This window comes from Citrobacter sp. wls615, from assembly GCF_005281355.1.
Taxonomy (GTDB): Bacteria; Pseudomonadota; Gammaproteobacteria; order Enterobacterales; family Enterobacteriaceae; genus Citrobacter; species Citrobacter werkmanii.
In genome coordinates, this window is record NZ_SZXM01000048.1 from 1 (window position 1) to 13,970 (window position 13,970).

Here is a 13,970-nt window from a genome sequence, read left to right on the forward strand (position 1 = left end):
AGCCTAGCTGGGGGTTTTCTGTGCACAAGCAAAAACCCGCCTTTTGGGCGGGTTCTTTAAAAGTGGTGCCGGACTCGGAATCATATCCACGATTAAAGTGCTGTTTGTTATTGGTTTTGTTGGCTTTTCTCTCAAACAGCGCCCCCACTAAAGCCCCCATAAAAAATAGCTTTATTTTTGTGAGGGTTATCACGAAAAATCGGCATTTTAGCGAATAGGGGCTTCGTTATGTGTGGGGTTACTTATGAACAACAGAAGAAGGGGCTTCCTCCTGAGCACGCTAACTTTTAGTAAATGATTGTTCAGGATAATCTTCAATAACAAACTTCAGCGTTTGTGTGGCGGTTATATCTGGCTCAATACAGCCCAACTAAGGCATATGAGTCATATCCTCATAAAAATCGCAGGTAGTAAAACAGTTACCGCCACTTAAAAAAACAGGTTCATCTATTTTGTATAATTTGATTTTTGCTGCCTGTTGGGATGAATCAGGTAGGAAGGCCCCTCCGGGCTCACTGAAAATCATAAAATCACCCTGTAATCGTGCACAGTGCGGGCAATGATTAGCATAATAGCTATATCCGGCAGTTTTACTGTATCCGGGACGCCAGGTGGGAGCAAAGTGCCTTATCTGGCTCAGTGAACGAGAATCGACGTCAGTAATGTTTGATATACCAGAAAAGCATGGGCTCTCAGACCATGAATAACATGTGCCATCGTTTTCATAACGGAAAAGAGTGCTGTCGTAATACTGCCATTCATTAGAGTTTTCCGTTACAGCCTCATCATCTGGATCAAGGTAATCGACATTCAGGTATTTATGTCCTCGAGGCAGGCAGAATGCATAGAGACTAATTGGCTCTCCACATTTCCAACACAGGCGTTCGTTTTCGCCAATGAAATAGTATTCATTATATAATTGATATTTTGTGCTATCTTTCAATTCCTGAATCCATGGAATAAATTGCAAGCTGGATTTGCCGTCTGGTACATACCATTTTTTTAGCTCCGGATTCCATCGGGCACCTTTCCGCTTTACTTCATCTTTCTCATTGAATGGTACGTTTAGCATTAAGTGGCTCATACACATAACCTTCTGATTCCTTGTCACTAAAATAATGTTCTCTGAGACCAGAGTAGTCAATTGATAAGTGACTCAACTGAATTGTATTGTCGATTAACGAGCTGTTATTTTGGGCTTATGTGGAAGCATTTTCTCCGGGGGTAGCCAGCAGGCAGCTAATTTTTGCCCTATGGCCATGCCTCTAAGAGCGTAGCGATTTCGCTGTTGTTCTCCAGCAACCTTTACTTCCAGTCATATTCTATAGTGGTGTATCGAAATCATTGCCTGTAAGGCGTTGCGGCCAGTGCTACAGGCTGAATGATCTCAGGTGAGGTGAGACATTAAAGATACCGTTCTCGTTTTCAAAATTTGTTTAAGCGATATGTGATTGTATTGGATATATAAACAGTAGTTTTTCGAGTCTAGTGGCATGTGTACTGGTAAATGTCCCCTTTTCATTACATTTGAAAGATGAGATAATGATTTTAGCCCATTAAATTAATGTAAAATTTCAAATAAAATCAAAAGGTTGTTTTTATGATGGACGAATTGAGTGGAATTCAAGCGGATTTAGCCCAGCTTGTTCGACTGGTGTTAACTGAACAGTATGATGATGTTCGTCTATATGTTGCTCGTTTAGTACGGAAGTATCGTGATACTGCACCGCTGCTAGCCGAACAACTTGATCTGTATTTGCGTAATAAGCCTCATCGCTCGGCTCCGGCATTGCGAAAGTTTTCTACGGCGCAAGGCGTGCCACCAGTAGTACCCGTAGATGAAGATTCTCGAATGAATCTGCTGAAAGTATTTGATGAACAGAAAAACTTAGAAAAACCAATGCTCTCTCAAGCAATTGAAGATAATTTGGATCAAATAATCCTTGAACGAAAAAATGTTCAAAAGCTTAATAAGCTAGGTCTGAGTCCCACGAAGTCGGCAATATTTGTAGGTCCTCCGGGTGTAGGTAAGACCATGACTGCTCAGTGGCTTGCTCAAAAATTGAATGTTCCTTTCTATGTCTTGGATCTAACTGCTGTCATGAGTAGCCTTCTGGGGAAAAGTGGCAATAACTTACGAGCAGCACTCGATTTTGCAAAAAAATCCCCTTGTGTTCTGTTGTTAGATGAAATTGACGCTATTGCTAAGAGAAGAAGCGATGATGCCGATATCGGGGAGTTGAAACGTTTAGTCACCGTGATTCTGCAAGAAGTTGACCAATGGCCTTCGACGGGTTTGCTTTTAGCTGCAACAAACTATGCTGATTTGATCGATCCTGCTTTGTGGCGGAGATTTGATCTGGTTGTGGAATTTCAAACTCCAGACCGAGCTGCCATTCATGAGGCAGTGAAAAGATTTATGGGGGCTGATTTTGCTATTTTTGCAATTTGGGCTGACATTCTGGCAATGATTTTCGAGGGTGAGTCTTTCAGCGATATCGAGAGATCAATAAATAGAATTAGGCGTAGTATTGCTTTGGGCACAGCCTCGGATGCCGAGATAATTGAAGATTTTGTGAAAAATAAAATAGAACAAATGCCCCGACCTAAACGTATAGATATGGCAGTCTCATTATCAAAGACTAAAAAATTATCACAACATGTGGTCTCTGGATTGACTGGCGTTAGCCGAGATACCATCAGAAAACGTTTGGCCTCAGCGTAATAATTTTAACTTAGACGAAAGGATTGATTAATGAACAAAAATAATTTCCTAATCGGTCGCGGAGAGTTATTAACCTATGACGTTAAGGGACCTCGCCGACCTCCGATGCCTAAAGAAGTGTATACATTACGTGAGGCTCAAGAACGGCTTATTCCTCAAATAGAGATTACTTCAAAATCATTAGATTCATTACCTAATATGGCTTGTCCTAATGATTTTGCGATCGCAAAATTCACACTCAATCCTAGTTTCATCGCCCGTTCATACTACCCTGTAAGTTTCTTACGTGAAGCTGGGTTATCGTCTGTGGGTAGTAGAACCGTAAGAATTAAGCCTGAAAAATGGAAAAAGAAAGCGCAGGTAACTGAGAGTTCGACTACGGAAATCTTTGTTGCTGGAAAAAGAAATGCTTTCAGAGCATTGCCTGATTTGGCTGAGTCATTTTTATCAGGAACGGATGAAGCAATAGATTTTGCTCGTTTTGAAGAAATTACCCCTTATCTTTCTCAAGAGAGGATCATTAGCAGCAAAACAGAAAATGGCGGGTTTTATGAGGTAGGTATTCACCTTCTTCCTGATAATGGTCGTGATGTTGTTCAGCAGTCTTTTTTAAAATATGCCGACTCTCTTAACGTTGAGGTATACACCAAATTAACCTTTGTTGCAGGCGGATTATGGTTTACTCCTGTAAAATGTTCTGAAGAGCAACTGGGCAAGTTATCTGAATTTTCTTTTATTAGAGTCATTAGGCCTGTTCCTCAACTACGTGGAATGAGGCCTATGCAACGTGTGTCCAGCATAAATATACCATGTGTATTGCCGATCGCTGAGCCGATATCTTCCGAACCAAAGGTTGCGATATTAGATGGCGGTTTACCCGCTGTTCACCCTTTAAATAAATGGATTAAATCTTACCGTGTTTTAGATGATAACGCAGAGGATGACGAGGGGGGATTGGCACATGGCCTGGCAGTAACATCGGCATTTTTATTTGGTCCGATATCCCCTAAAAATGCCGTTCAGAGGCCATATTCATATGTCGATAATCTTCGAATATTAGATAAGAATGTTGAGGACGAAGATCCTCTTGAATTATATAGGACATTAGGATTTATTGAAGAGGTTCTGCTGTCTCGTCAATATCAATTCTTAAACTTAAGCCTTGGGCCAGACTTACCCATTGAAGATACTGAAGTACATGCTTGGACGGCAGTTATTGATGATTTGTTAAGTGATGGCGAAACATTTATGACTGTCGCGGCAGGAAATAATGGTGGACGAGATCGAGAATCAGGCAATGCAAGAATTCAAGTCCCTTCAGATTGTGTAAATGCCGTGGCGATTGGTGCCGCCAACTCACAAGACGAAAAAAACTGGCAACGTGCAGAATACAGTGCATTTGGACCAGGTAGAAGTCCAGGGATAATAAAACCCGATCTGACAGCATTTGGCGGGGATATTGATGGATATTTCCATGTGATTGCAGAAGGTAGCTCTCCTGTTATTACGCCGCAAATGGGAACCAGTTTTTCTGCACCTTATGCTTTGAGAAGTGCTGTTGGTATTCGTTCCATTATGGGGCAAGAGTTGTCTCCACTGGCAATTAAAGCGTTGTTAGTGCATGCTGCAAATACTAATGGTCATCATGTTACTGAAGTAGGTTGGGGTAAGATACCTGAAAATCTAAATGATATAATTACTAGCCCTGATGGTGTTGCGCGAATCGTTTATCAGGGGGAGCTTAAGCCCGGAAAATATCTCAGGGCTCCATTGCCATTACCGAATGGTACGTTAAATGGAAGTATATCTCTCTCAGCTACTTTCTGTTATGCCTCGGCAACAGATCCGCAAGATTCAGCATCTTATACTAAAGCCGGTTTAGAAGTTTCTTTCCGTCCTAATGAAGATAAAAGCAAATCAGAAGGGCAAACAAACGCCGATAGTAAGGGCTTTTTTGAGTTGAAAAAATATGCTACGGAGAGTGAGCGTCGTTCTGATATGGGAAAATGGGAGACGGTTTTGCATAATAGTAAAAATATGCGAGGATCTTCTCTTAAAAATCCAGTGTTCGATATTCATTATAATGCAAGAGATTGCGGTGGCATGGCTTCAAAACCGGAGAAAATCAAGTACGCATTAATTATAACGGTTAAAGCCTCTAAACATGCTGATTTATATAATGAAATATTAAGAGCATATAATCAGATTTTGATTCCTTTACAACCGCAAGTATCGTTGCCTCTTAATGTATAAAACCAGAGCGGTAGAATAAACTATTTTAACGACAAGCCCCCTTGGGGGCTTTTTAATAGTTGCATATGGTTATTGAAAATAGTTCTCCAGAAATGAATAATGTGTTAATCATTAGAGGATGTTAACAGTTTATTTTATTTTTATAAATTTACTGCCTTTGAAGGATTTAATTAACTCTTTTTTCATATCTTCAATAACTTTTTCAGCATACTCTTTAGCCATATCCATTCCTTTAGATTTAACGACGAGCAATAAAGACGTGAAATCATTTTCACGCCCACATTGTGCACAAACGACAAAGCTACCATGATGGGGTTCATAACCGTCATAGGGAATGGCGAACTGTGTAGAATGACAGAATGTACAATGCAGACTGATATTTTTTCTTAATTCGTCCATGTGTTTGTCACTTTATCCGGCTATGCCAGAAATACCACCAGCTATACCGCCTGCAATTGCTGAAACCAGAGGATGCTCGAGTAATTTAGCGAGTCGGCTTTTGGCTTCTTTTTTCTCTTCATCAGAAGCCTCTGAGGCATCAATTTTTTGCTCCAGTTCGTGGAACACCATGTTGAAATTCTGAGTGTTTCCATTCCCAACCTGAGCAGGACCATTGACGTTGAGTGTTGCTATTTGCATACTTGCTCCGAGTTCATAGGCGCGTTTTTTACCATGCTTTACGGAAATCGCTCTGCTCTGGCCCTCTTCTGTAATTTTGATCGCGCAAAAAGTATTTCCATAATCGTTCATAATAAGAGAACGTGTTATACATATCCTAATAATTTTGTAGAGGTCATCTTTATTCCAGTCGTTCTTTTTGGTAAAAGAAACAAAATCACCAGCTCCTTCGGTAAAGTCAAAGTATGCTTGCTTAATTGTCATCCCTTGGTTTTCTAAATCATCGTTCATAAAAACTAAAAGTGTATCAATATCGTTTTGGATTTTTTCCACGTCCATTTTCCTTTCTGAGAAAATCAGAATACATTTTTGAGCATACCATGATTTTGTATAAGCTTACTGATGTGGTTTGTTCATTTCTGCGATCTGACTTCAAAAAAATGGCCTTGCCGCAGTGAGCTAATCGCGGTATCGTTTACAAGCGCCTGCAAGTTCAGGTGCCGGGTTTAGCAGCCTGACAATCAGTGCGGACAGCCGCCATTTTCCGTAGTGCGGTTTTTTTACGTCCGTAACAGTCCCATATTATGGTGGGGCGTAACGGGGGAGCGTTCGCGCTCGCCGGTTTCACTGATGCCGGTCTGCTAACCCTGTTACGTCTCACCACCCCGTTTAGCAGCGGTCTGGTGAGGTTTACAAAACCTAATCAGTGAGGCTGCCACTTATGGCTACTACCCCAATCCAGTCACACCCGTTACTAGCTGTTCCCTTCAATGCCGCCACGGACTTCACCGTCCTTGCCAGCCACTGCGAAAACTTCGTCGAAAGCCTGATTGAAAGTAAAGATATCGCGTTAAAAATGGCGCTCTGCGGCAGACTCAACGCCGCTCTGACACTGCTCCAGCCCACGCTGTTAGAACCCGTCCCGCCCCATCTTGTTGAAAGTCTGACCGTTGATACCCTCCCGGCAAACTCCCCCCAGTTTGGGCCTGAATGCACAGAGCTTTGTAGCTATTGCCTTGCCCTGACGCAGACGCTGGCGGGGCAGGGGTTTTCCTCAGAAACGGAGAAATTCCTGAGTTGGTTGTTGTATGACCTGATCAACTACTTCGCGGCAGAAATGAAAGCCCCGCGCTGGCTGCGTACCGCCGACGGTGTGAAGTTTATTGACAGGGTGGCGGCATGATGCAACCGGACTGGCATTCCGCCGACATTATCGCGGCGCTGAAAAAGCGGGGGACGTCGCTTTCGGCCGTTTCCCGCAAATCAGGGCTGGCGTCTTCCACACTGGCAAACGCCCTTAATCGCCATTGGCCCAAAGGGGAAAGGCTGATCGCCGAAGCGTTGGGTATTGCGCCAGAGCAAATCTGGCCTTCCCGTTATCTCAGACCACGTTAAAACAGACTCTCCCGATCTTCTCTTCTGTCAGCTTATGCTGGCGGAAGATCGGGAGAAGGCAAGCGAAGCGCGGCAGTCCGTCATTCACAAAATGACGAAAAAATCCACAAACAACTCAATTTCCAGAAAAAAGGTTTCCCCTTTTCATCCGTGCAAACCGGGTGTAATCTCCCTTCTGCCCTATGCTGTCGTTGACAGCGCCCTTTGCTTCGCAACCTGAAAGAAGCACCTGTTATCAGGACGGTTGATCCCTTTACCGGTGCAGACCTCTGCAAACACCGGGTCGCAGAACATCGCGGCGGAGGCCCGAAGTTATACTCGATATATTCTTTAACTGTGCCAGTTCGTTGGCTACGTTTCTACCCGACCGGAAGTCTGACGATTTCCCGGCTCATCTGTACCTGCTGATTATCAGCGCTTTTTATCTGCGCCAGATCTCTGGTCAATGCTGCACTACGCCGGAAACTTTCCGGTAAACCCTGTACCACTTGCTGCCACATCAGCGTCCTCAACTTTTACGGGCTGCGGCCTGCAAAGACGTCCGGCTTTGCTGCCGCGTGGCCGTAAGCCTGCACCAGAATGGGCTCTTTCAGAGCACGACACCTGACCGGGCGTCACTTGAGTCCTGCAACGCGGGCGCAAGTGACGCCGTTCCACCACGCCGACGCAAGCCACGGAAAATCTGGCCTGCGCCCTCAATCCCCCACACTGACACGCCTGTTTCAGGCCGCAGTCGGTTCAGAAAAGGAGAAAAAGATCGATACCGAGGGGGGCATGACGCCCCGGAGAATTTCCTGCTCACGCAGGCAGCCTGTACCGCGTACAGTCTGAAACTCCCTACACCTCAACAACCTGCCACCCCGGCGTGAAGGTATCGTTCTGGCGCAGCCACAAAGCATACGCCGGGGCCAGATTGTGCTTTTTATTGAGCGGCAAGGGGTAGCTATGGGCAAATTAGGCGGTGAAATGAAGGCGCTGGCGAAAAAAGCGGGCGGCAGTTTTAAAACGGTGGATGACCGTATTCACATTGTGCAGCGGTTCAGCCGCCATTTACGCTCGCTGAATATCCAGATCCAGAGTGTGGAGCAGATCAAGGTTCGCCATATCGAATGCTATATTCAGGCGCGTCTGGCGCAGGAGATCGGTAAACGGACGCTGCAAAACGAAATGGCTGCGCTGCGTGGCGTGCTGCAACAGGCCGGACGCAAGCAGGTGGCAGAGCATGAGCGGCTGACCAATAAATCATTGGGGCTGGCGGGCGCATTCCGCAACGGTACCAACCGGGCCATCACGCCGGAGTATTATCAGCAGGTACTGGAAACCGCCCACGACAAAGACGCAGGGCTGGCGGTAACGCTGGAACTGGCGAGGCTGATGGGGCTACGCTCGCAGGAAGCGGTACAATGCTGTCAGTCATTGAAAACGTGGAAACAGGCGCTGGAACGCGGCGAAACCCGGTTGACCGTGGTATTTGGCACCAAAGGCAAGCGTCCTCGAGAGACGGTGATACAGGATGCTGGCGCAGTCAAAAAAGCGCTGGATAATGCCTTATCTGTCGCAGAGCAACGTGACGGTAGGCTGATCGATCAGCCTAATCTTCAGAAAGCGATGAATTACTGGCGAGGGGAGATTGCAAAGGCTGGCCTGACGGGCGATTACACCCCACACTCGTTGCGCTATGCCTGGGCGCAGGACGCGCTCCGCCACTATCTGGCACAGGGATTTAGCGATAAAGAAGCGCTGGCGCTGACCTCAATGGATCTAGGCCACGGCGACGGACGCGGGCGGTATGTGGTGCAGGTTTACGGGCGACGGGAAGAAGAGGAATAATTTCCTGTTCTGGTGCAATCATGAAAAGCAAAAGGCCGAAGGGTAAAGGAACGTTAAGGGTAACAGCGCCAGACCGGAAAAGGCCAAAGGGCTGAAAGGGCTGTAACTGGCGAAGATCTGCGTTTATCCGGGAAGATCTGGCGCAGCTCAATGGATTTGGGGCTGGCGCAAATAAAAAAGCAGATCCGCTGAGATCTGCTTTCCTGAGTGACTCGCTGAATGGCTCAGGTCACCTGAACCTGCCTGTCATACCGATATGGCGCAACAAACTTCTGCCGACAGGCGTCGAGATAGTCCGACCACCACTGCATCATCTGCGTTCGTCGAGGTGCTCTGCCTTGTGGATATACGCGGCGCGAACGTTGTTACGTTCCTGATGGCTCATCTGCCGCTCAACCGCATCTTTCGACCAGCGCCCGGACTCAATCAGCGCGCTACAGGCCATCGTGCGGAAGCCGTGACCGCACACGTCCACCTTTGTGTCATAGCCCATCACCCGCAGCGCCTTGTTGATGGTGTTTTCGCTCATCGGTTTACGCGGATCGTGGTCACCGGGAAACAGCAATTCACTGTTGCCGGACAGCAGCTTTAGCTGTTTCAGCACCGTCACCGCCTGTTTTGACAGCGGCACCAGATGCGGCGTTTTCATCTTTGCGCCGCGTTCTGAATAGCGCACACCCGGAATAGGCTCACGCTCAGCGGGGATAGTCCACATTGCGCCATCCAGATCGATCTCCGCCCAGCGGGCAAAGCGCAGTTCGCTGGAGCGAATAAAGATCAGCAGGTTAAGCTGTACCGCCAGACGGGTTAACAGCCTGCCGGAATAGCTCTCGAAGCGCTCCAGTAACTCCGGCATTTTCTCCAGCGGCAGGGCGGGGTAGTGGTTTTTCGGCGGCGGCGCGATGGCGCCAGTCAGATCGTTAGCCGGGTTGCTGGCGATCAGGCTCTCCTGCACTGCATAGCGCATGATCGCCGTGGTGCGCTGTTGGATCCGTGCGGCGGTCTCCAGATTGCCCTTTCTCTCCGCCACCCGCAGCGGGATCAGCAGATCGGCGGTTTTCAGGTCGGCAACGGGGATTTTGCCAATCAGCGGGAATACGTGCAGCTCCAGTGAGCGCAGGGCTTTGGCGGCGTGTGCCTCAGTCCAGCGGATATTGCCTGCCACCCATTTACGGGCGATTTCTTCAAATGTATTACCGCTTTTCTTCGCCTGCTTTTCCTGCTGCTTTTTCACCCCCGGATCGTCGCCTGCGCTGAGTACGGTGCGAGCCTCTTCACGCAGCTTACGCGCATTCGCCAGCGTAACGGTCGGGTAAGCGCCAAACGCCAGCTTCTTCTCCTTGCCGCCAAAGCGGTACTTGAGCTGCCAGAGCTTAGAGCCGTTGGGTTTAATCAGCAGGTAAAGACCCTGCGCGTCGCTGAGCTTGTAAGGTTTATCAATAGGCTTTGCATTGCGGATGGCGGTATCGGTGAGTGGCATGGCAGGGGGCTCCAGAGTTTATCGAACCAACAGGCCCCCAATTAAGCCCCCAAAAACTCTGGATGTCAAAAAACCTGACGGAACTTTTCAGTACCATCAGGTTTCTTTAACTTACTGATTTTCTAACGTTTCAGGACTTATAAGAACGCCATGAAACTAAATTTTGGTGCCCGGACTCGGAATCGAACCAAGGACACGGGGATTTTCAATCCCCTGCTCTACCGACTGAGCTATCCGGGCAACGAGGCGCATTAAACCTGATTCACTTCGCTTCGTCAACGAAATTTCTTCAAATCAATGCAGACTGCACAATCTATCATCACATTGCTGCTATTGCACGCATTCTCAGGCAAAAAACGCCGTCCACGCGGCGGAAAGCGGCATTGCCAGCAGCAGGGCAGGAAGCATATTCACAACCGCAAACATTTTGATTCCACAAATACGTAAACCGGTTGCCAACAACAGCAGTCCACCTACGGCGCTGAAATCGGCCATCATAGCTGGCGTCGTCAGGGGTAAAATCAGTGCCGCACAGGTGGCAAGCGTTAACTGAATTGCCAGCATCGGCACGCAAATGGCAGATACCGCAATCCCCAGCGAACAGGCGAAGATGATGGCCGTGAAGAAATCAAGAAACGACTTCGCGATTAAAATATTTGGATCGCCGGTCATGCCTTCATGTATCGCCCCGAAGATCCCAGTACCACTGGCGCAAAATAGCACGATGATGGCCACATAGCTCTGGATGAAGGATTCGTGCGTGGTGTTGGCATCTGACCGGGTGAAAAGCTGCTGCGCTTTGGCAACTGCGGTATTGATCCCTTTCTCCAGATGACAGAACTCGCCAATTAATGCACCAACCAGCGTAGCCAGAACCATTACCGGCAGGTTGGCGCATTTGATAACCAGCAAGATACCAATTCCCAAAGAGCACAACCCGAATATGGAGGTCATCGAGACCCGAATGCGCTCCGGTAAATGCTGGCTGAGTAGTGCGCCGAGAACGCCGCCAAATAAAATGGCGCCGCCATTAATAAAGGGTCCGATTACCACGTTTGCTCCTGCATACCCATTATCGTCTTGATACTAAAGGCAATTGACTGGGTGAAATTATGTTTCAGATTGCATTATTATGCCGCTAATTTCAGACAAAATGTTTGTTTATCTGTGAGGTTTTAGCGCCGGATTTTATCTTGCGCCTGTAAGTGAAAGGTGCCATGATTGCGCGAATTTTCTCCTGTCTGAATGGGGCTGCCTGGGATGAAATTACCCCTCCTACATCGCCTTCAATATCGCCTTTTTGCGCGACGCTTGCCCCTTCCTGCAACATATCTTCCCGCTTCCACCATGCGGTGAGGTCAGCGCACGCTCACTGCAGGATAACAGTAAGATCAGAGGCTATCTGCTTTTACTGATGTCTGGCGGTCGGGGCTGGTAACCAGTTTGACCTGTCATTTCGTGGGCAAAGCAATGCGGCTTTGCCGGAACTTTTGGTTTTCCCGAAACGGGTTATTGCGCTTATGAAATCAATGAAAATTGCCGCCAGTGGTGAACTGGTGTCTCGTCTGTCCAGCCATCGTCAGGTGGTCTCGCTGGACAGTACCGATTTTACTGACGTTGCGGCAGTCGTCATTACCGTTGCGGACAGTCGCAGCGGGATCCTTGCTTTGCTTAAACGCACAGGTTTTCATTTACCCGTGTTTCTGTTCACGGAGTCCGATGTGGAGGTGCCAGCGGGAGTCAATGCGGTCATTCGCGGTCAGGCTCAGGAGTGGCTGGAACTGGAGTCTGCTGCCTGTCAGTATGAAGACGACCTACTGCCGCCGTTCTACGACACACTGACCCAGTATGTCGAAATGGGAAACAGCACGTTTGCCTGCCCGGGGCACCAACACGGTGAGTTTTTTAAGAAGCATCCAGCGGGGCGGCATTTCTACGAGTTCTTTGGTGAGAATCTGTTTCGCGCGGACATGTGCAACGCTGACGTTAAGCTTGGCGATCTGCTGATTCATGAAGGGTCAGCGAAACATGCGCAGAAATTTGCCGCGAAAGTTTTCCACGCGGATAAAACCTACTTTGTGCTGAACGGAACCTCTGCGGCCAATAAAGTGGTCACCAATGCGCTACTGACGCGTGGGGATCTGGTGCTTTTTGACCGTAATAACCATAAGTCGAACCACCACGGCGCGCTAATCCAGGCGGGCGCCACGCCAGTTTATCTGGAAGCGGCGCGTAATCCGTTTGGCTTTATCGGCGGCATTGATGAGCACTGCTTTGATGAGCAGTACCTGCGTCAGCAGATCCGTGAAGTTGCGCCACAAAAGGCTGACCAGCCGCGTCCGTTCCGTTTGGCTATCATTCAACTCGGTACTTATGACGGCACGATCTACAACGCCCGGCAGGTGATCGACAAGATCGGTAGCCTGTGTGATTACATCCTGTTTGATTCTGCATGGGTCGGCTACGAGCAATTTATCCCGATGATGGCCGATGGCTCACCGTTGCTGTTGGAGCTTAATGCTAACGATCCGGGGATCTTTGTGACGCAGTCAGTACACAAACAACAGGCCGGGTTCTCGCAAACCTCGCAGATCCACAAAAAGGATAACCACATTCGCGGCCAGGCGCGGTTCTGCCCGCATAAGCGGCTGAACAACGCGTTTATGCTGCATGCTTCCACCAGCCCGTTTTACCCGCTGTTTGCGGCGCTGGATGTGAACGCCAAAATCCATGAAGGCGAGAGCGGTCGTCGGCTATGGGCGGAATGCGTGGCGTTGGGAATCGAGGCCCGTAAAGCGATACTTACCCGCTGTAAGATGATTCAGCCGTTTATTCCCCCGTTGGTTGATGGCAAACCGTGGGAAACCTATCCCACGGCGGTAATTGCCAGCGAGCGTCGTTTCTTTAGCTTTGAGCCTGGTGCGAAGTGGCATGGTTTTTCCGGTTACGCGCGCGACCAGTATTTTGTCGATCCCTGCAAACTGTTGTTAACCACCCCGGGCATTGATGCGCAAACCGGGCAATATACTGAGTTTGGTATTCCGGCGACGATTCTGGCCCATTACCTACGTGAAAACGGCATTGTGCCGGAGAAATGCGATCTCAACTCGATTCTGTTCCTGCTGACCCCGGCTGAAAGTGCAGAGAAAATGGCGCAACTGGTGGCGATGCTGGCGCAGTTTGAACAGCACATTGAGAACGACACGCCGCTGGCTGAAGTGCTGCCAACTATCTTCAACAAGTATCCGGTGCGCTACCGGGATTACACGCTGCGTGAACTGTGCCAGGAGATGCACTCACTGTACGTCAGCTTTGATGTGAAAGATCTGCAAAAAGCGATGTTCCGCCAGGAGAGTCTGCCTGCCGTGGCGATGAATCCGCAGGATGCCAACAGCGCTTTTATTCGTGGTGATGTTGAACTGGTGCGTATTTGTGATGCCGCTGGCCGCATTGCGGCGGAAGGTGCGCTGCCTTATCCTCCGGGCGTGCTGTGCGTGGTGCCAGGCGAAGTGTGGGGAGGGGCGGTGCAACAATACTTCCTGGCGCTGGAAGAGGGGGTAAACCTGCTGCCTGGCTTCTCGCCGGAGCTGCAAGGTGTTTACAGTGAGACGGATGCAGACGGTATTAAGCGTCTGTATGGATATGTTGTGAAGTAAGCGCCAGCTGGAC

The 13,970-nt window shown here is 48.4% G+C and carries 12 protein-coding genes, 1 tRNA gene and 1 pseudogene; 6 read left to right on the plus strand and 8 right to left on the minus strand.

Going from position 1 to position 13,970, the window contains the following annotated elements; translation table 11 throughout:
• Both FDX04_RS24325 and FDX04_RS13880 read right to left on the minus strand, forming a co-directional pair.
• Positions 1 to 193 (minus strand): hypothetical protein (locus tag FDX04_RS24325; RefSeq protein WP_137371086.1); only part of this gene is annotated, 193 nt, incomplete at its 3' end.
• 177 nt (positions 194 to 370) lie between these two features.
• Positions 371 to 1,084 (minus strand): DUF5710 domain-containing protein, encoded by a 714-nt coding sequence (locus FDX04_RS13880; RefSeq protein WP_137361727.1) that lies wholly within the window; start codon positions 1,082 to 1,084, stop codon positions 371 to 373.
• A 519-nt stretch (positions 1,085 to 1,603) separates the two neighbouring features.
• Between FDX04_RS13880 and FDX04_RS13885 the strand changes: the two genes are divergently transcribed.
• On the plus strand, positions 1,604 to 2,725 hold the full coding sequence (locus FDX04_RS13885; RefSeq protein WP_065356680.1) for an AAA family ATPase: 1,122 nt from the start codon (positions 1,604 to 1,606) through the stop codon (positions 2,723 to 2,725).
• A gap of 30 nt (positions 2,726 to 2,755) precedes the next feature.
• Positions 2,756 to 4,978: a S8 family peptidase gene (locus FDX04_RS13890; protein WP_065356616.1), complete on the plus strand. Its 2,223-nt coding sequence runs from the start codon at positions 2,756 to 2,758 to the stop codon at positions 4,976 to 4,978.
• A gap of 129 nt (positions 4,979 to 5,107) precedes the next feature.
• Here FDX04_RS13890 and FDX04_RS13895 read toward each other — a convergent pair whose 3' ends face one another.
• Together FDX04_RS13895 and FDX04_RS13900 are read right to left on the minus strand one after the other, a co-directional pair.
• Positions 5,108 to 5,377: a hypothetical protein gene (locus FDX04_RS13895; RefSeq protein WP_065356617.1), complete on the minus strand. Its 270-nt coding sequence runs from the start codon at positions 5,375 to 5,377 to the stop codon at positions 5,108 to 5,110.
• A gap of 12 nt (positions 5,378 to 5,389) precedes the next feature.
• A complete protein-coding gene (locus FDX04_RS13900; protein WP_065356618.1) occupies positions 5,390 to 5,935 on the minus strand; it encodes a hypothetical protein in 546 nt (181 codons plus the stop codon).
• A gap of 382 nt (positions 5,936 to 6,317) precedes the next feature.
• Between FDX04_RS13900 and FDX04_RS13905 the strand changes: the two genes are divergently transcribed.
• Together FDX04_RS13905 and FDX04_RS13910 are read left to right on the plus strand one after the other, a co-directional pair.
• A complete protein-coding gene (locus tag FDX04_RS13905; protein ID WP_137361728.1) occupies positions 6,318 to 6,779 on the plus strand; it encodes a hypothetical protein in 462 nt (153 codons plus the stop codon).
• Positions 6,776 to 6,991, plus strand: a complete 216-nt coding sequence (locus tag FDX04_RS13910) for a helix-turn-helix transcriptional regulator (protein ID WP_065356620.1) — start codon at positions 6,776 to 6,778, stop codon at positions 6,989 to 6,991. The genes FDX04_RS13905 and FDX04_RS13910 overlap by 4 nt, the downstream gene beginning before the upstream one ends.
• Before the next feature lie 359 nt (positions 6,992 to 7,350).
• On the opposite strand, the gene FDX04_RS24205 is transcribed toward FDX04_RS13910, so the two are convergent.
• Positions 7,351 to 7,491, minus strand: a complete 141-nt coding sequence (locus tag FDX04_RS24205) for a hypothetical protein (RefSeq protein WP_170975164.1) — start codon at positions 7,489 to 7,491, stop codon at positions 7,351 to 7,353.
• 445 nt (positions 7,492 to 7,936) lie between these two features.
• Here FDX04_RS24205 and FDX04_RS13920 point away from each other — a divergent pair, with 445 nt between their 5' ends.
• The gene (locus FDX04_RS13920; RefSeq protein ID WP_137371087.1) at positions 7,937 to 8,821 is read left to right on the plus strand and encodes an integrase domain-containing protein; all 885 of its coding nucleotides are present in this window, start codon (positions 7,937 to 7,939) and stop codon (positions 8,819 to 8,821) included.
• A gap of 224 nt (positions 8,822 to 9,045) precedes the next feature.
• On the opposite strand, the pseudogene FDX04_RS13925 reads toward FDX04_RS13920, so the two are convergent.
• From FDX04_RS13925 to FDX04_RS13935, 3 genes and pseudogenes are all read right to left on the minus strand, one after another.
• A pseudogene (locus tag FDX04_RS13925) lies at positions 9,046 to 10,301 on the minus strand (tyrosine-type recombinase/integrase).
• 164 nt (positions 10,302 to 10,465) lie between these two features.
• Positions 10,466 to 10,541 (minus strand) — tRNA-Phe (locus FDX04_RS13930).
• 105 nt (positions 10,542 to 10,646) lie between these two features.
• Positions 10,647 to 11,354, minus strand: coding sequence for a DUF554 domain-containing protein (locus tag FDX04_RS13935; protein ID WP_137360736.1), 708 nt, complete (start codon positions 11,352 to 11,354; stop codon positions 10,647 to 10,649).
• A 467-nt stretch (positions 11,355 to 11,821) separates the two neighbouring features.
• On the opposite strand from FDX04_RS13935, the gene FDX04_RS13945 reads away from it, so the two are divergent.
• Complete coding sequence (locus FDX04_RS13945; RefSeq protein ID WP_137360734.1) at positions 11,822 to 13,957, plus strand: ornithine decarboxylase; 2,136 nt, start codon at positions 11,822 to 11,824, stop codon at positions 13,955 to 13,957.
• Positions 13,958 to 13,970: the final 13 nt, after the last annotated feature.

Coding starts and splice junctions, on each gene's coding strand:
- FDX04_RS13890 (WP_065356616.1), top strand. CDS start 2,756: ATGAACAAAAATAATTTCCTAATCGGTCGCGGAGAGTTATTAACCTAT.
- FDX04_RS13895 (WP_065356617.1), bottom strand. CDS start 5,377: ATGGACGAATTAAGAAAAAATATCAGTCTGCATTGTACATTCTGTCAT.
- FDX04_RS13910 (WP_065356620.1), top strand. CDS start 6,776: ATGATGCAACCGGACTGGCATTCCGCCGACATTATCGCGGCGCTGAAA.
- FDX04_RS13920 (WP_137371087.1), top strand. CDS start 7,937: ATGGGCAAATTAGGCGGTGAAATGAAGGCGCTGGCGAAAAAAGCGGGC.
- FDX04_RS13900 (WP_065356618.1), bottom strand. CDS start 5,935: ATGGACGTGGAAAAAATCCAAAACGATATTGATACACTTTTAGTTTTT.
- FDX04_RS13880 (WP_137361727.1), bottom strand. CDS start 1,084: ATGAGCCACTTAATGCTAAACGTACCATTCAATGAGAAAGATGAAGTA.
- FDX04_RS13945 (WP_137360734.1), top strand. CDS start 11,822: ATGAAATCAATGAAAATTGCCGCCAGTGGTGAACTGGTGTCTCGTCTG.
- FDX04_RS13885 (WP_065356680.1), top strand. CDS start 1,604: ATGGACGAATTGAGTGGAATTCAAGCGGATTTAGCCCAGCTTGTTCGA.
- FDX04_RS13905 (WP_137361728.1), top strand. CDS start 6,318: ATGGCTACTACCCCAATCCAGTCACACCCGTTACTAGCTGTTCCCTTC.
- FDX04_RS24205 (WP_170975164.1), bottom strand. CDS start 7,491: ATGTGGCAGCAAGTGGTACAGGGTTTACCGGAAAGTTTCCGGCGTAGT.